Origin of the sequence: Cohaesibacter celericrescens (assembly GCF_002866925.1) — a bacterium.
GTDB classification, from domain to species: Bacteria; Pseudomonadota; Alphaproteobacteria; order Rhizobiales; family Cohaesibacteraceae; genus Cohaesibacter; species Cohaesibacter celericrescens.
Window position 1 is genome coordinate 473,658 of the sequence record NZ_PKUQ01000022.1, and the last position, 17,934, is coordinate 491,591.

At 48.2% G+C, this 17,934-nt stretch carries 15 protein-coding genes; 3 read left to right on the top strand and 12 right to left on the bottom strand.

Annotated elements, in window-relative coordinates; genetic code table 11:
- The first annotated feature begins 6 nt into the window (after positions 1 to 6).
- Complete coding sequence (locus C0081_RS13495; RefSeq protein WP_101534339.1) at positions 7 to 2,406, top strand: PIG-L family deacetylase; 2,400 nt, start codon at positions 7 to 9, stop codon at positions 2,404 to 2,406.
- A gap of 82 nt (positions 2,407 to 2,488) precedes the next feature.
- On the opposite strand, the gene C0081_RS13500 is transcribed toward C0081_RS13495, so the two are convergent.
- The 9 genes from C0081_RS13500 to C0081_RS13550 all read right to left on the bottom strand — a co-directional run bounded on the left by C0081_RS13500 (position 2,489) and on the right by C0081_RS13550 (position 12,650).
- Positions 2,489 to 3,235 carry an SDR family NAD(P)-dependent oxidoreductase gene (locus C0081_RS13500; protein ID WP_101534340.1) on the bottom strand — a complete coding sequence of 249 codons (747 nt, stop codon included), beginning with the start codon at positions 3,233 to 3,235 and terminating at the stop codon, positions 2,489 to 2,491.
- 630 nt (positions 3,236 to 3,865) lie between these two features.
- The gene (locus C0081_RS13510; RefSeq protein WP_101534342.1) at positions 3,866 to 5,146 is read right to left on the bottom strand and encodes a TRAP transporter large permease; all 1,281 of its coding nucleotides are present in this window, start codon (positions 5,144 to 5,146) and stop codon (positions 3,866 to 3,868) included.
- Between the two features lie 2 nt (positions 5,147 to 5,148).
- A complete protein-coding gene (locus tag C0081_RS13515; RefSeq protein ID WP_101534343.1) occupies positions 5,149 to 5,673 on the bottom strand; it encodes a TRAP transporter small permease in 525 nt (174 codons plus the stop codon).
- Positions 5,674 to 5,741: 68 nt separating this feature from the next.
- The gene (locus C0081_RS13520) at positions 5,742 to 6,737 is read right to left on the bottom strand and encodes a TRAP transporter substrate-binding protein (protein ID WP_101534344.1); all 996 of its coding nucleotides are present in this window, start codon (positions 6,735 to 6,737) and stop codon (positions 5,742 to 5,744) included.
- A 541-nt stretch (positions 6,738 to 7,278) separates the two neighbouring features.
- Positions 7,279 to 7,947: a FadR/GntR family transcriptional regulator gene (locus C0081_RS13525; protein WP_210200492.1), complete on the bottom strand. Its 669-nt coding sequence runs from the start codon at positions 7,945 to 7,947 to the stop codon at positions 7,279 to 7,281.
- A 769-nt stretch (positions 7,948 to 8,716) separates the two neighbouring features.
- Positions 8,717 to 9,583 (bottom strand): NAD(P)-dependent oxidoreductase, encoded by an 867-nt coding sequence (locus C0081_RS13535; RefSeq protein WP_101534347.1) that lies wholly within the window; start codon positions 9,581 to 9,583, stop codon positions 8,717 to 8,719.
- A 285-nt stretch (positions 9,584 to 9,868) separates the two neighbouring features.
- Positions 9,869 to 10,840 carry a DctP family TRAP transporter solute-binding subunit gene (locus C0081_RS13540; RefSeq protein WP_210200493.1) on the bottom strand — a complete coding sequence of 324 codons (972 nt, stop codon included), beginning with the start codon at positions 10,838 to 10,840 and terminating at the stop codon, positions 9,869 to 9,871.
- Between the two features lie 35 nt (positions 10,841 to 10,875).
- Positions 10,876 to 12,156 carry a TRAP transporter large permease subunit gene (locus tag C0081_RS13545; RefSeq protein ID WP_101534348.1) on the bottom strand — a complete coding sequence of 427 codons (1,281 nt, stop codon included), beginning with the start codon at positions 12,154 to 12,156 and terminating at the stop codon, positions 10,876 to 10,878.
- Positions 12,153 to 12,650, bottom strand: coding sequence for a TRAP transporter small permease (locus C0081_RS13550; protein ID WP_180966895.1), 498 nt, complete (start codon positions 12,648 to 12,650; stop codon positions 12,153 to 12,155). Before C0081_RS13550 ends, C0081_RS13545 begins: the two co-directional genes overlap by 4 nt.
- 656 nt (positions 12,651 to 13,306) lie before the next feature.
- Here C0081_RS13550 and C0081_RS13555 point away from each other — a divergent pair.
- On the top strand, positions 13,307 to 14,305 hold the full coding sequence (locus C0081_RS13555; protein ID WP_101534350.1) for a LacI family DNA-binding transcriptional regulator: 999 nt from the start codon (positions 13,307 to 13,309) through the stop codon (positions 14,303 to 14,305).
- A gap of 305 nt (positions 14,306 to 14,610) precedes the next feature.
- On the opposite strand, the gene C0081_RS13560 is transcribed toward C0081_RS13555, so the two are convergent.
- A complete protein-coding gene (locus C0081_RS13560; protein WP_101534351.1) occupies positions 14,611 to 15,558 on the bottom strand; it encodes a 2-hydroxyacid dehydrogenase in 948 nt (315 codons plus the stop codon).
- A 215-nt stretch (positions 15,559 to 15,773) separates the two neighbouring features.
- On the opposite strand from C0081_RS13560, the gene C0081_RS13565 reads away from it, so the two are divergent.
- Complete coding sequence (locus C0081_RS13565; protein WP_101534352.1) at positions 15,774 to 16,097, top strand: hypothetical protein; 324 nt, start codon at positions 15,774 to 15,776, stop codon at positions 16,095 to 16,097.
- Positions 16,098 to 16,226: 129 nt separating this feature from the next.
- Here the strand turns inward: C0081_RS13565 and C0081_RS13570 are convergent, their stop codons facing one another.
- Together C0081_RS13570 and C0081_RS13575 are read right to left on the bottom strand one after the other, a co-directional pair.
- Positions 16,227 to 16,559, bottom strand: coding sequence for a hypothetical protein (locus C0081_RS13570; RefSeq protein WP_101534353.1), 333 nt, complete (start codon positions 16,557 to 16,559; stop codon positions 16,227 to 16,229).
- Between the two features lie 53 nt (positions 16,560 to 16,612).
- Complete coding sequence (locus C0081_RS13575) at positions 16,613 to 17,500, bottom strand: NAD(P)-dependent oxidoreductase (RefSeq protein ID WP_101534354.1); 888 nt, start codon at positions 17,498 to 17,500, stop codon at positions 16,613 to 16,615.
- Positions 17,501 to 17,934 lie beyond the last annotated feature (434 nt).

Sequence of the window (17,934 nt, forward strand, 5' to 3'; positions counted from 1 at the left end):
TATATTATGCCATTTTCAGACCCTTCCCGACTCGCCGCAGAAGCCTCCCAGCCGTTAGTTTTGCAATTATGGGAGGCCCTACAACCACTTAAATCAGTGATCCGCTTCATGGCAAGTGGAGCCCATCCAGACGACGAAATGTCGGCGATGCTTGTCGCGATGGCTTTAAAGGACGGTATTAATCTTTCCTATGCATGCGCCAACCGCGGAGAAGGAGGGCAAAATGACATCGGAACCGAAACCGGTGCGGATCTCGGAGCCTTGCGCACAGCTGAGATGGAACGCGCAGCAAACCGGCTTGCTATGCGGCTTTATTGGCTATCGGTGCGGCCTGATGACAGCATCATAGACTTCGGCTTTTCCAAAAGCGGCGACGAGACCCTACAGAAATGGGGGCGAACCCGCACGCTGAAACGCTTTGTTGACATCATCCGAAGCGAGAAACCCGATATTCTTTGCCCCACATTCCTTGATGTGCCCGGTCAACATGGCCACCACCGTGCCATGACCGAACTCGCGCATGTGGTGATGACGGAAGCAGCCAATCCGGATTTTGCCGACAGCGGATTGCCAGTGTGGCAGGTCAAAAAACTATATTTGCCTGCTTGGTCCGGTGCAGGTACGGCCTATGACGATGATGTGCCACCTCCCCCTGCGACTTTAACCATTTCTGCGCGCGGTTTTGATCCGATTAGTGGCTGGAGTTATGAACGCATTGGTCAACAATCAAGAATGTTCCACAAAACCCAAGGGATGGGGCGGTGGATTCCTGCCGGGTCCGAGAGAAATTTTCTGCTGCATTTGGCCCAAACGCACGTCGCGGGGCCCGATGATTGTGTCATGGCCGGTCTGCCCCATACACTCATGGACCTCTCCCGCTTCACAAAGGACCCGATCTTTGCAGGGCATTTAAAGCAAGCCGAGACGGAAATATCCGCAACGATTGCTGCTTTCCCCGATATGGCGACAGTAGTTGAAGCAGCGTCTTCGGCTTATCTGCATGTCAGCCAAGCCCTGTCACATTGCCCAGACGCGGCCAAGACGGATTGTCTGCATCGGCTTGTTGCCAAACAGCGCCAGTTAGCGCGGGTTATCGCACTTGCAAGCGGGATCAACATCCATGTGAGGTCTGACGAAGACTGGGTTCGCCCGGGGGATCAACTAACCCTCACCCACGAAATAAGACCTCCCATGAATGGCATTGATTTTAGCTATCAGCTTGATCTTCCACACGGCTGGAGTGTCGATAAATCACAGGACCAAAAATACACGATAAGCCTTTCCGAAGAGGCTGCGATTACCGATCCCTATCGCTGTTTTCATGACCCTGACGAACCAATTGCACCCGCTATGATTGTCACCCTTTCTGGCCATGGCATAACCAGCAAAACCCGACATAAACTTGAAATTCCTCCTGTGGTTCTGCCAGCATGTTCAGCTCACCTTGCACCGGTCAACCATGTCGTCAATCTTGCCAATTCAGATCGAACACTGGAAATCGAACTTTCCGAGCTTCATCCCAGCGATGCAACGCCAAGCCTTCAAATGCCCGATGGCTGGCTTCTGGAACGCCATGCCAAAGGCTTTAAAATTCAGCTGCCCGAACAGCTGTCTGAAGGGCTGTATACTCTGCCCCTCAGTCTGGACGGCAATGAGGCGATGACCATCATTCCCATTGCCTATGATCACATTGCGCCTACGGCAAGGGCCTACCCGGCCTGCATTCAAGTGCGTGTTTTAACCGCCGAGCTGGGTAGTCAATCTGATGATCGCCTGATTGGTTATATTGGTGGTGGCAATGATCGTGTTGGAGAGTGGATGGCTGCCATTGGCGCAAATGTCGAGAATGTTGACGCCAAGGCTTTGCAAGACCCTGCCGCACTGGCGCGATATGATTGTTTGCTGGTGGGCATATTTGCCATGCGGTTTCACCCGACGCTGAGCCAATCCATGGATAAAATCCACGATTGGGTTAATCAGGGCGGCACGCTTATCACTCTTTACCATCGCCCTTGGGACAATTGGAATCCGGATCAATTCCCGCCTCACAAACTGGAGATTGGGCAGCCTTCCTTGCGCTGGCGCGTAACCGATGAGACCGCAATCGTTACCCACCTTGAGCCTCAGCATGGTTTACTCAACCAACCCAACCCTATCGGGGCAGAAGATTGGCAAGGATGGCACAAGGAACGTGGGCTGTATTTTGCCAAGCATTGGGACGAGTCTTATACGCCGCTGTTGTCAATGGCCGACCCGGAAGAAGACGCCCTGCAAGGAGCCTTTTTGGTTGCCCCTATTGGCAAGGGCCAGCACATACACACATCCCTCATTCTGCATCATCAAATGGAAAAGCTTGTACCAGGAGCCTTCCGATTGATGGCCAACATGGTTGCTTGGCGAGGGTAAAAATCAGCAGAAAAACAGTAATATTGAATAGATCTCCCCAGCCCCTGCATCGACGAGGGCTGGGGGAATTGATCCCAAGTGCTTATGAGAAAAGCATGCCGCCATTTATGTCGACATTCACCCCTGTAAGGAAGGCAGCTTCATCGGTCGCCAAATAAACAGCAAGGTTGGCAGTATCTTGCGGTGTACCTTCCCGTTTGAGCGGAGCGGCGTTGGCAACATGCTGACGGACTTCTGGTTTGGTGAAGATGTTGTGGAAGTCCGTGTCGATCATACCCGGGCACAATGCATTGACCCGAATTTTGGGACCCAATTCTTTTGCCAGCCCCCGCGTGAGAGTCATAATTGCGCCTTTGGATGCTGCATATGCAGCCGCTCCGGGGCCACCACCATCACGACCAGCTTGCGAAGCAAAGGCAACGATTGAACTTCCCTCGGACATATGCGGGATGCATTCTCTTACGGCGAGAAAGAATGAAGTGGTGTTGACATCCATTACAGCTTGCCAATGATCCAACGTCATCTCAGCAATCGCAACCCGTTTGAGAAGACCGCCAGTGACATGCATAAGGGTGTCCACTTTGCCCCACGTATCGACTGTCTTGGCGACAAGAGCCTTCACATCCTCTTCACGCGTCATATCGCCCTGCATTGCAAAGGCTTCGCCGCCATTGGCAATGATTGCTGATACTGCTTCATTCGCTCCCATGGCACTGCTATGGTAATTGATGGCGACCTTGGCACCTTCTTGAGCAAGTTTCATAACACAGGCCAACCCAATATCCCGGCCGCCACCTGTGACTATTGCTACTTTTCCTTCAAGTCTCATTGCAATCTCCTTACATTGTTGAATTCGACGACAACCGACCATGCAATCGGAGCATGGATGCCAGTTCGAACAGATGTTCGAGTGATCTGCCTAACATAGCGCACCGGCAAATGACCCATATTTTAGAAAAATTATAGCAGGTCTCCCTGTGTCACGAAGCCGTGTTTGACAATTAGGCACTGTCTTGAGCCATCGCGCAAACACAGAAATATGCATCCAAGACTACACTGACGCGAGTAGCTTAGTTTAGCTCACGGCGGGGAAAGAGCGGTGTCTTGTTTGCGGACATCTCACCAAGAGAGGCAAATCTCTGAAAGCAACCGGCCCGATCAGGGTGGATGAATTGATGGTCTTAAGATTTGTTCCTGAGGTGTCAACCAATTCCTGTAACAAACTCTGCACCGCAAAACGAGGTCTCAGAGCATCTGGGTTGGTTGCCGCGGAAAGGACGAAATGCCGTGTTTCAACATGCCGCATCTGCTTGCCTTTCTACTTGACAATAACAGAAGGAAAACAGGTCTTGCCATTTTCAAAGAAGAGACCAAGAACTATGGAGGTAGCTCTGCTTGGAACTTTCTTGAAGATCTACAATCAAGGCAAGACCTGTGTTGATACCCTACAATTGCTTCGCTATTCGAACAGCCCCGGTAGGAAGAGCGAAATTGCAGGCACGTATGTAACAAGAATCAACGCCGCTAGAAGAGCAATGTAGAACGGCCAGATTGTCTTGAGCGTTTCCTCAATCTTGATTTTACCGACTGCACAACCAACAAACAAGCAAGTGCCCACAGGTGGAGTACAAAGACCGAGGCCCAAGTTCACCAGCAACATAATGCCGAATTGGATCGGGTCCATACCCAATTGCGTAACAATGGGCAAGAAAATTGGCGTACAAATCAAGATCAGCGCTGCCATATCCATGATCATGCCCAACATCAGCAGAACAATATTGATCATTAGAAGAACAGCATATTTATTCTCAGAAATTCCAAGAAGGAAATTGCTGAGAACTGTTGGCACCTGATAAAGCGCCAGAAGATAGGCGAACGAGCTGGCGAATGCGATTAGAATCATCACCATCGCAGTTGTGCGAACCGATGACCGAACGGCAATCAAAAAACCATCCCAAGACAAAGATCTGTAAACAAAGGCCGTAATAACCAGAGCATAGATAACACCGAAGGCACCGGACTCTGTCACGGTGAACACACCAGACAACACACCGCCGACGATAATAATGGCAGTCACCAATCCAGGAAATGCGTCCAATGCTGTTCTGGCAACCACTCTCCAACCCGGGAAAGGCTCTGACTTATACTGATGTTTGATCGCAACGATATAAGCCGCAATTGCGAGGCAAATGCACATCATAACGCCGGGGATCACACCAGCCAAAAAGAGTTTAGAAATCGAAATGCCACCACCAGCAGCAACCGAGAAGATAATCATGTTGTGGCTTGGTGGAATGACAATGCCCGCAATGGATGATGTAACGGTCACATTAACCGCATAATCAGGCCGATAGCCCTTTTCTTTCATCACCGGAATCAAGATCGATCCAAGAGCGGAAATATCAGCGATCGCTGAACCAGAAATGCCGCCAAACAGCATGGAGGAGAAGATGTTGACCGAAGCCAAACCGCCCCGCACATGTCCAACCAAAGCCGAGGCAAACTTAACCAACCGCATGGCGATACCACCGTGCAGCATCAATTCACCGGCAAAGACAAAGAAGGGAATGGCCAGTAGCGAAAAGACGGAAATACCAGAAATGGCACGCTGAAAGGTAATAAGGAGCGGAAAGCCTTCAAACCAGAATGCTGACGCAGCAGCGATACCCATAGCAAACGCAACGGGAATGCCCGCGACGACGCAGGTACCAAAAATTCCAAGAAGAATAGCAAGACCCATAACTAGGCAAGCTCCTTATTTGGCTGAGCAGCAACGGCGTCAACAATTTGAAAGAAAATGCGCGCTAGAGAAAACACCACCATAAGACCACCACATAGTACGCAGGAGAGCGTTCGAACGCTTTCAGGAACGTTCAACATCGGCAGCATAGTCTCCCAACCAAAATGGAAAAGCTCCAAGCCGGCGATTAACATGATTGCGCCAAACACCATCAGGACGACGTCTCCCAATAGCAAAAGCAACCATTTGAGCCATCCGCCGGTGAAATCGCGAAACAGAGTGACCCCCAGGTGAGTGCCTTCGTGAATCCCCGCTGCGGCGCCCAAAAAGGCGATGTAGCAAATAAGAACCAGCGCCAGCTGCTCTACCCAAGTGGGCGTGATATTGAGGATATAGCGCCCAAAGACCAACCACCCAAAGGTCGCAACCAACACCAACAACGCGCAGGAAGCCAGGAAGATGCAGAGCTTTGAAAGAAGATCAAAAAGGTCACGCGATTTTTGAAATTTAAGACTATGAGTCGTCATCACCACCGCCTTGATAAAAGGGGGCCGCACTTTGATTAAAGCGCGGCCTGGTAGAATTAACCGTGTAATTATTCACCTTTTTGGAAAATCGTTACAAGACCTTCCAAATCTGGGTATTTTGCCAAGAACTGAGCATATACAGGTTTCATAGCAGCCTGGAATGCAGATTTGTCGGCAATTTCATTAACAATCACGCCAGCATCAACCACTTTTTTCATGGAAGCAGCTTCACGTGCGTCCCAAAGGCTACGCTGCAGTTCGGTACTGGCTTTACCAGCAGCTTTGACAATGGCTTTGTCAGCGTCAGACAGAGCGTCAAAGGTCTTTTTACTCATGCACAGGCATTCTGGAATGATCAAATGCTGTGACATGGAGTAGTATTTTGCCACTTCGAAGTGATTGGTGGACTCGTAGGATGGAGGATTGTTTTCAGCACCATCAACAACACCAGTCTTGATCGACTGATACACTTCGGCAAACGCCATTGGTGTGGCATTACCACCCATAGAGTCAACCATGCCAACGAACAGATCGTTGTTCATCACACGCACCTTCATACCCTTAACATCATCAGGTGTGTTAATTGGTTTGATGGAATTGTAGAATGAACGCGCACCGGCATCGTAATAGCCAAGAGCAACAATACCCTTTGCTTCAAGACCTTTACCCAGAGCTTCACCAGCTGCACCATCCATTAAACGATGCATGTCAGGAACGCTTTTAAAAATAAAGGGCAATGAAACAACATTGGCTTCTGGTACAGCCTGTCCCATTGGGCCAAGGCTGAAAACACCAAAGTCCATGATACCAAGACGGACTTGCTCGATCGCATCCGGCTGGGACCCCAGCACGCCACCATGAAACACTTTGCCTTTGATACGGCCTTCTGTTTTTTCTTCAACTTCTTTGATGAAAGCTTCCATGCCGTGAGAAACAGGATAATCCTGAACATGGATGTTCCAACCGCGCCAGTCTTTGGCATTCGCAGCTGAAGCCGTAACAGCAACACCCAGACATAAAACTGCGCCCAGCATCTTGGCTGTGTGTTTAAATTGGTTTTTCATGATATCCTCCCAGATATACTCATTTTCCAAAATCACTATAGTTATATTATATGACAAATTAGAATTGGCAATATTTTTGTTTAATTTTGATAGAGAAGACCATTTGCCACTTTATTCCCGTGGGGGGCTATTTCTCGTTCAGGAGCATATACGAACAACAAGCACTTGATATATAACGATAGTATCAGACTAAAATAATTTGAAACGATCGTTCGAACAGTTGTTAATAGTACACATCGCCATTGTGGGGAAACTTGATCTCCAGCGATTGCTTGGTCAAACCGATCACTTTTCGCTTGGATGCGCCGTTATTCGTAGGAGGGAAATAATAGGAATCCTAAAAAGGATCGTATCCACCTGAGGCTACCACGACGGAGAGCGAAGCCCCCCGCATCTAGCCTAGCACCTCGTCGGTAACTGACATTTTGACATGCTGAACTGAAGAGGTTTCCCACCCTGCCGGCATTTTACACATCACATAAAACCAAAAAGTCAGCAGCAATAGATACCGCGCCCTTCAAGAAGGCCGTGAATTGTCCTGTTACGCAGCATCCATAGGAAGGCGATGTTTCTTTTCCTGAAGCAAAGTCAATGAAGCCGTCCGCGCCCGATTTGCGTCACCAGCCATAATGGCTTCATAGATTTCCCGGTGTTCCTCAAAGCACATGCCGCCATCTTCTGACGAATAATGGAAGAAATTTGTGTAGACGGACTTTAAGATATTACCAAAGGGTACAAAGAAAAAATTACCAGTAGAATGAAAAATAAGGCAGTGGAAAGCCAAGTCGACTTCCTTCCACAATTCGCGATCAAAATCCTTCGAGACATCGATCATTGCTTGAAAAGCATTTGAAATATCGATGCGTTGCTGTGCAGACGCATTCACAGCAGCAAGCGCGCAAGCCTCTGGTTCGATTGATCGACGCAATCCTAAAAACTGAGAAAGCAAAGTGACGGGATCTGAGGAGGCTGTCATCCACTCAAGAAGCTGCGGATCTAAAATGTTCCACTCCGTTTTGGGCAAGACCCGCGTTCCGATTTTAGGGCGCGATTCCAACAACCGTTTTGAAGCCAGCGATTTGATGGCTTCACGGATGGTGGTTCTGCTAATGCCAATTTGCTCACACAACTCTTGTTCACTCGGGATGATCGAGTTTTCCGGCAGTTCACCTGAAAGAATCTTGCCTGCCACCAATCCAGCAACCTGCATGTTCAAACCTCGTCTCGAACTACCAATTGTTTTAAAGCTCGTTTCCATATCATCCTCGGTTCGAATTTTTCTCAAAACGTCTTAGTCAGCACTCAGCGTTTCAAGACATGCTCTTGTGCAAGGTTGAGAAAAGACTCAATCTCAAAAGTGGCCGTCACCTCAAACCGCCAACACACGCAAACGCATTTAACTTTCGAAATAAGTGTTACAATTGCCTGCAAAACAACGAAACACCCAAAACACAATTTTCGCATAAAGCTAACATCGTGACTTTTGTCGGCTTTGAGTGACAAACCCAACCGCATTGTCAGGCTTTCTTACAAATTATCTCGCCTAAAGCCAAGGGATCAAACCAATCATTTGACATGCTCCCATGAAAACCCCGATAGCCTTGACCAAAAAGCAATTTTCATACCCTACCTATAAATAGTATATAATGACTATATTTTCAATATAGATGAACTGTCAAAGAGAAAGCACATTCTCGCTCGTCTCCGCTCCTGATAAGATTGGATTTTTGGGTAATATTTTGAATAAAAGGGTATTAATACTTATTTTTCTTTCACTTTTCATGTTTCTTCGGCATAAAATCACCAAATCTGTCCATGCATTTTTTGTTTAAAATCACGCGCCTCAATTATTCATTGTAAGTGGTATTATATTACTTTTAAAAGAGAAGGCGCGCTAATATGTAGCATCAAACGTACGTATTAGACCAAAAGCGCATGCCCCAGCCTGACATTGCCACCGAACAAAGCTTTTTAGTCGATCAAAGAGCCGAACGTTTTTCTAGCCACAAATAATAAGCGGAATGGTCAAGCTCACCGCCTTCAAAATCCTCAATGAAATTACGAAATCCCGCCTCGATGCAAGAAGCTAGAGGCAGATCCAGATTGCTTTCATTGGCGACTGCCATGGCGTTGACGAGATCTTTGAGCTGAGACTTTGATCGCCCACCCGGCTCCCAATCCCGTTTTACCATACGCTCACCGTGAAGTTCCAAAATGCGACTATCAGCAAAACCACCTCGAAGGGAATCGCGCAACGTAGCTGCATCACAGCCAGCACTTTCAGCCAGTTTAAACGCTTCTGCGACTGCCCCAATCGTGATCGCAACAATCAGCTGGTTGGCCAATTTGGCAGATTGTCCCGCGCCATAATCACCCAAGAAGTTCAATCTCCCCAGTACTTCGAGCAAGGGGCGCGCCACGTACAGAGCGCGGTCATTTCCTGCACCAAAAATAGTCAGCGTTCCGTCTTCCGCACCCTTCACTCCGCCAGAAACAGGTGCTTCGAAGAACAGCTTGCCCTGATCGATGATAGCTTCAGCATGCTTCCTGTCACGCCAAGGTTCAACCGAGGCCATATTTATGATCAAACCGCCTTTGGGGGTTGCATCAATGACACCTTCGTCGATGAGAATTTTCGAGGTGACCGGTCCATCATAAAGCATGGAAATGACAACATCCGCATCTTTGACCGCATCGGCTGGCTGGAGGTGAACTGATTTTTCAAACTGCAAATTGTTTGCTACCTCGAACGTCCGGTTCCAAAGGTGCATTTCATGCCCGCTTGCCGCCAAGTTTTTCGCCATAGGAGAGCCCATCAAGCCCGTACCTAACAATGCTATTTTCATGAAATTTCTCCTTTGGATCGCGGCCTAAGAATTGGCAAGCAGGAAGGGGGGAACAAGGTTTTGCGGCTCATACCAAAATGCGTATAGCAAAGCAGCGGGACAATAGCGTCGATATATTTATTATGTCACACACAAATCAGCATTACGCACAATGTGTATGAAAATCTCCTCTTAAATCAAGACACTCATTCTGACAGGAAGACCTCCGCCTCGGCATAGCGCGAGACAAAAATGGCCCGAAACTTGATGCTCCGGGCCATGATACTGATTAATAAACAGGGGAACTTATTGTTGGGCCTGAATGGCTTTTACCATGCCATCACCGAATTTCTCGATGTAGGTATTCCAAGTGGACTTAACCGCTTCCTGGAAAGCTGCTTTGTCAACATCGTCGTTGATTTCCATGCCGCGTTCTTTGAGGTCGGCAAGAATGCTGGCTTCTTTGTCGATGCTCAGTTTACGCTGGAAATCAGTTGCTTCCTTTGCAACTTCGCTGATGATTTTCTGTTGGTCAGCTGTCAGCTCTTCATATTTTTCCAGGTTCATGACCATAACCAACATCGAGTAGGAATGCTGAGTCATGGACAGATATTTCTGCACTTCATCATAGCGGAACGAATGCGTGATATTGATTGGATGTTCCTGTGCTTCGACCACACCAGTTTCGAGAGCCGTATATAGCTCGGAAACAGGCAATGGCTGCGGATTTGCTTTCAGCATAGCAAACATTTCGTTCAATGCAGCGGAATTGTTAGTGCGGATTTTCAGACCAACAACATCTTCAGGTGTTTTGATTGGCTTGCGGGAGTTGGTAATGTTCCGATAGCCGTTTTCTGGGAAACCAAGGCCCTTCATGCCAAAGCCTTCCATTTTTGTCAGAACGCCCTGCCCGACTTCACTGTCGAGCACTTTGTAGGCATGATCGCGACTGGTGAAGATATAAGGCAGAAACAATCCGCCAACTTCAGGAAGCAGCCCGTCAAAGTTGTTGAGGCCAGACATTTCAATATCAATGATACCGGAGCGCACACCGGTGATCATCTGCTGGTCATTGCCGAGCTGACCTTGCGGAAAGATCTTAACAGTGACCTCACCATTGGTGCGTTTTTCAACTTCCGTTGCAAAGAATTTGGCGAGATCTTGCTGCAGGTCAGTTTCGGGGGCTGCATGAGCAAATTTCAACTCGGTTGCCGCCATGGATAGTGTCGACGAAGCAAACAGCATTGCCGCTGCGATCGGGATCAGTTTCAGTTTCATTTCTATCTCCTCTCCTAGGTTAAACTTGCTCGCTCTCATCCAGCGATAAGTCTCATTGGAACTATGATAAGTTCCGGCAAAATCGTAAAAATGACAATCAGAACAGCGTAAACAGCAACGAATGGAAGGATGCCGACTACGGCCTTCTCAACCCTGATCTTGCTCACTCCACAAACAACATTGAGAACGGTTCCGACCGGTGGGGTTATCAAGCCGATACAACAGTTCATGATGAACATCAGGCCAAAATACACAGGATCAATCCCAGCTTGCTTGACCACCGGCATCAGCAACGGCACGAGGATCAAAACCGTGGGGCTCAGGTCCATTACCATGCCAATAAAGAAGACAAGCAGCATAATGGCAGCCATCAGCAGACGCGGACTGTCAATCAAAGGCTGCAGCATTTCGGCCAATTGTTGAGGCAATTGTGCAACTGTGATCAACCAAGAAGCGACCATTGCACAGCCGACAAGAAACAGGATCATCCCGGTGGACTTCGCAGATACGATGAGCACCTTATAAAGCAGTGGCAACGTCAGTTCGCGGTAAACGAAGACAGAAATCACGATGGCATACACGGCAGCCACGACCCCTGCTTCGGTTGGCGTAAAGATACCGAACCGAATACCGACGATGATGATAAGTGGCAAGATAAGTGCCCAAATACCATCCTTGAAAGCAATCCACCGCTCTTTTCCTGTCGCTTTTTCAAGCACTTCAAGGTCTTCGTTGCGCAAAAGATATGACCAGGTCAGAAGCAATGCTGCTCCCATCATTAGACCTGGAGCGATACCACCCAGAAACAGCTTGGCAATTGAAATATTACCAGCGACACCAACTAGAATCAGCGGCACAGAGGGAGGAATGACCGGCGCAATGATGCCACCCGCAGCAAGAAGGCCAGCGGAACGGGCTTCTGGATAGCCAGCCTGCTTCATCATAGGGAACAAAATTGCGACCAAAGCCGCTGCATCGGCAGCCGCAGACCCGGAAAGCCCAGCAAGAACCACCGCCGTGAAGGTTGCTACATATCCCAAGCCACCCTTGCGGTGCCCCAGCAGCGCCATCGCAAGTCTGACGATACGTTGGGACAACCCGCCAACGGCCATGACCTCTCCGGCAACCAGAAAGAAGGGAATGGCAAGAAGGGCAAAACTATCGACACCATTGACCAATGACTGCGCAAGAATATCCGCGCTGAACATGTCCAGATGCACCATAAGCGCAAGAGAAGAAAGCAGCAGCGAAAATGCAACCGGAACACCCAGAAGGATGCCACCAATCAGCACACCGATAAAGATTATAAGGGTCATTGCTTGCCCTCCTCGTCTTCAGGAAATTTTGCAGGAGGAAAGATAAAACGGTAGGCAGCGATTACGGCCATCGCACCACCCGAAACAGCGCCCGCGAGGTAAAGCATGCCGACCGGAATGCCACTGAGGGGAGAAATATTTGGCCAGTTCGCAATGGTCTGCCGCGCGCTACCGATAAAGAGCATGCCAGAGGAAATTCCTATGACGGCATAAACAAACCGTTGTTGCCAAACGCGCACATTGTCTGGCAACATGAATTCCAACATCCGCATATCCAGATGCAAATTATCGCGCAAACAGACAATGGCGCCAAGCAAGATAATCCAGACAAATAGGAATCTGGATATTTCTGCAGAAGCAAGAACACCGCTATGAAAACCGTACCTGAGCACAGCATTGATAAAAACCAGCGCGATCATGACCGACATGGCGGTGAACACAACAACATCCACAAAACGCCACAAAGCCGAAAGACCCTGTTGTATAAGTTTCATACAGCGATATCCCTCCCATCTCCCAAATATTCTGGACAGGCAAGCCCCGTAAACACACTTCCACCCGCTTCTGCCCATGATCGTTAGCAAATGGAATTCCTCGACGCTTACAAGGAATATGATATCGTTACCATATTTATTTTACAAGTTAAATTTTCCCAACACTTCGCTTTGCCATCCCCAAAAGGACAAGCGCCCGCCACCCTATAGAAAACGGATACGTAATTGCACCAAATAATCTCTAGAAATATGATTTATTTTCAATGATTTAGGATACTTATTCACAAACAAAAAACTGCTAAACTCAAATACAGAAAAACACACATTGAATGAGAAGAACCTGGGGTATCATCGCGCCACAAATCAAAAAAAACAGTGAGATGGGACTAAGCATTTAGGGCATGGTTGATAGTATTGAACCACTACCCTATCATGCTATAGATACAAAGTTGCTGATTCAAACTGGACCAGCAGAATAGTATAACAAGACAAACTATTGAATTATCGCACTATTTGATACGTGGTATCGAAACCTTATAGTTCGCGTGCATGCTCAGACAGCTTCATTAGGCATGTCATCACGACCTGAAGCCTGCAGGCCGAATAGAGAGACCGTGGAGACTAGACCGCTGGAAAAAACAAGGCACACTCCAACCATGACCGACGTCGCCCGCAAAGCGGGCGTCGCCCCCATGACCGTTTCTCGCGCTCTGAGAGGCGATGGCTATGTGGTTGAGGAAAAAAAAGAGCGCATCATAAATGCAGCCAAAGAGCTTGGTTATGTTTTAAACATGTCAGCAGGCTCGCTTTCTTCCAACAAAACCAATTTTGTTTCCGTTCTTATTCCGTCAATCAACAACTCAAACTTCTCTGAAACGGTTCATGGTATCGCCGAAGTTCTGCATTCCAAAGGCATGCAAATTCTGTTTGGTTACACCGATTATTCCATGGAGAATGAAGAGCATATCATCTCAACCATGCTCAAGCGTCGCCCTGAGGGTATCATCCTCACAGGGGGAGTTCATACCGACCAGGCACGCAATTTACTTAAAAACGCGCATATTCCTGTGGTGGAAATTTGGGATTTGCCTGAAAAGCCCATCAATCATGCCGTCGGTTTTCTAAACTCACGCACCATTGAGGATATGATGGCGAGGCTTTTGTTTTTGGGCTATAGGAATATCGCTTTTCTCGGTGGTGATGAAGGCGGAGACAACCGTGGTCGAGAACGCCGTCTTGGGTATGAGCGTGCAGTCAAAACACTGGGACTAGATAAATCATGCGTCATTCCACTTGGGCCTCCCCCCATCACCATGATGCATGGCAAAGAAGGCATCATCCGGCTCATTAAAGAGTGGCCAGAGGTTGACGCAGTGGTTTGTGTTTCGGATTTGCCGGCATTTGGGGCTATCATGGAATGTCAAAGGCAGGGCTGGAAAGTACCTGAACGACTGGCGGTTGCCGGGTTTGGTGACTTTGAAGTATCAAGCTTCAGCTGCCCCTCCATTACAACGATTAACGTTGGCTGCGCAGAGTTAGGACGCAATGCGGGTGAAATAATGGCCAAGGCGATTGAGGGTATCCGATGCAAGACGCCGATATCACCCCAAATCATCACCACCCCTCACACCGTTATTGAACGGGAAAGCACCTAATTTCTGCACTGTCCAAAGTGATGCCTTTTGAAAATTTGGCATCAATTTGTCCTGCCTCGCGATGCATTCTACATCCTCAAAACAGTAATGCTCCCAAGCGTTTTCACACCCAGAAGCTTTACTGAATAAAGTCTCAAGACCGGCAATTTGCAACAAGTGTCGATCTTGTGATCGCTGCCCTAGTAGGTAGATCAAAGCATTTGAACCCCCGTGACAGTGAGGTTTTTACAATAAGCCATTCAAATATTTTGACGCTTCTTCACATCAAAGTACGATCAGTGATGTGCAACATTAGATTAAGACCACTAGAGTACAGGGGAGATCAATTCACGTCCGTCAAAATGGGCTATCAAGTTGTCGCGAACCAGTTTCCCCATAGCTTTGCGCGTTTCAAATGTTCCACTGGCGTGGTGCGGCTGAAGCAATACATTTTCCAGAGACAGGAATCGCGGATCTAGGTTTGGTTCTCCTTCAAACACATCCAGCGCAGCAAAACCCAGGGAGCCATCAGCAAGGGCACCAAGAAGGGCCTCCTCATCGATATTCGAAGCGCGTGATACGTTGATGATCATTCCGTTGGGGCCAAGCGCCTTGATCACATCCTTATTCACAATATGCTTGGTTGCAGCCCCACCCGTCAAAGTGACAAACAGGAAGTCCGCATGCTCGGCCAAAGCAACGGGATCTTGAACATAAGTCATGTCCTTTGCGTAATCGTGTTCAACCAGATCACTGTAGGCAATATCCATATCGAACGCTGCACAACGGCGTGCAACCTGATAGCCAATCCGACCAAGGCCCAAAATACCGACTTTTTTCCCGAAAACCCGATTTTGAAGCGGGAACATGCCCTTCGATGCCCAGTTTCCACTTTTGACCCATTGTTGAGCGCCAATAATATTGCGCGATGCCGCCATCATCATAGCGAAGCCGAGATCTGCAACATCTTGGGTCAAAACGTCTGGCGTGTTGGTAACCCGAATGTTGCGCTCCTTAGCCGCAGTCAGATCCACCGCATCGTATCCCACACCATATACCGAGATAATTTCAAGCTTAGGCAAAGCTTCAATCAAAGCCCGATTGGCGCCCAGCTCGCCTCTCGTGGCAATTCCGGTAATTTTATCCGCATGCTCTGCCACAAATGCCTCGGCATCCTTGGCTTCGTAATATTTGAGCAGCGTAAAGCTTTTTTCTAGCTCTTCCACGTCCCATGTAGGATAGGGACCGATCTGCAAGATATGGGGTTTGGTCATGGATAGTCTCCTAAAAAAGCGGCTTGACAGCCACGCTGTTACTGATCAATGGTATCGATACCATATTAAGATGCAAGCCTTTTTTGTAAAATGCCCAGCTGAATTGTCGATCTGTGTGCTTTTTTCGTGTTAAACGAAGCCATTGCATCAAGCGACAGCAACGCTCCTATAAATGGGCTTTTCAAACCAAGGCATATTGAAAAGGAACCTCATCTATGCTGACGCGTAGCGCAATATTTCAGGGAACCATTCACCCCGGTAAAGAAGAGGCCTTTTTCGACCTCGTTGAAAACAGACTATTGCCTATCTGGCAACGCATGCCTGGCGCTCAAGCCGTTCGTCTGTTTCGCCCCATCGCAAAAGATGACGCGGCGCCGCAAGTGCTGTTTGTCCAACAGATAGATTATCCAGATCTTACAGCTATCGATATAGCCCTCGCCTCACCTGTCCGAGATGAGGCTGTGGCAGCATCAGACGCTCTGTATCAACTTTTTGATGGACACCACTATCACTATATTTTCGAAAAACTGACAGACTAACCAAAGCTTCCCGTTTATTAGTCACAGGGATAGGAACGCCCCCCCTCTTTGCAGGGGGGCTCCATTTGAAGGCATCGTCAAAAGCTGGTGCAAAACCGACTTTTCAGATAACTCGTTGGATTGTTTTCCTTAAGTCGGAGCATATTCGTTTGAATCAAATATATGATGATGGACACGCCCAGTGAACATCTTCAGCAATTCAGCAGACAAGTCTCTACTGGTGAAGCGCACATCAGACTGTAATGCTGCTTCACAGGTTGCCAAGTCTGGATAACGGATTGCCAATGCCATAGCATAGGCAGGAGCGCCCTCATCACGACTGACCCCATCAAGCACACGAATTTCGTCGGCACCCGGAAACTTCGTCCAGAGTGGCACGAGTTTTTCCTTTACGAAGGTTCTGAATTCGGTCTCACGACCAGCGTGAATTTCCCCTTCAAAAAGGGCATAACGAATGATCATCTACGTCACCTTCACTTTTATTCTTGTAAATGGACCGGCGGCTGGGGAAGTTACTAGTCTTTCTGCCCTGTGGGCCCGTCCAGCAAGCGCATCATTTCCACGGTATCTTTAGGCCCTAATCCAGCAGCACATAACAGGCGATGGATCTCCACGACCTGACCGGTCATTGGCATCGGGGTTTTGGTCTTGAGTGAAAAAGATTGGAGGCTGTCGAGATCCTTAAGCATATTATCGATGCGGCCTGTGGGGGTATAATCCCGCGCAGCAAATTTCCCCATAAATTCCTGCATAATGCTATTGTCTGCCCGACCACCCTTCAATGCATCCGGTATTTTGGACGGATCAACACCTCCGGCTTCAGCCAGCTTCACCGCTTCGGCAACAGCCTGAAAAGCAACAGCGCAAAAAAGCTGATTGATGAGTTTTGTCGTCTGTCCTGCACCACTAGGCCCCATCAGAGTATAATTGGCGCACAGATGTTGCATGACTGCGTTGGCCCGTTTGAAATCATCTTCTTCACCACCAGCCATCACGGTCAACCGCCCGGCCAAAGCCCCTGGCGCCCCACCCGAGAGCGGGCAATCCAACCAATGCATACCCGTTTCTGACTGAAGTTTTTCTGCCATTAATGCCGTGTCACTTGGGTCAATCGAAGACATATCGATAAGCAATTTGTCTGCACTGGCTTTCTGCGCAACGCCATCAGCACCGAAGACAACAGCCTTGACAATATTTGCGTGGTTGAGGCTCAGAACAACAAAATCACTTACTTGGGTCGCGGCAGCAACAGATGCAGCAGCCATAGCGCCCTTGCCCACAAGTGCCGCTACTTTTGTTTGATCCAAATCGAAAACATGCACGATCTGTCCCGTTTCCAGAAGTCTGGTCGTTATGGCCGAGCCCATGATACCGGCACCAATAACGGCAATTTTGTTTGTCATCTTCTTCTCCCATTCACACAAATTCTAATAGTTTAGTGACGCCTTTGTCGGCCAAGCTCTGATGATCAGCCATCAAACCAGTCCACCATGTTGTTTCAACACCACCACTCTAGACAATCCTCAACTTCGACATCTCATCATGATATATGTTATCGATATCATGCTCAAATATAATTTTGCTACAAATAGCAAATTGGATAGAATCTTCACATTGAGAACTCGCAGCCAAGACGGTGGCTTCACCGGCTCAAATAGCTGTTTCAATCAATAAAGAACCAGCTGGGCTCGCCATTTACGTCCACGCAAGTCATTTCTAAATAGCATTAAACAACTCTCCCCCTAAAGTTATCGATATCATAAATATATGATAATATAACCTAGGGGGCATTGTATGTATTTCAATGTACATCAGGATCTAGAAGGTGATTTGTACC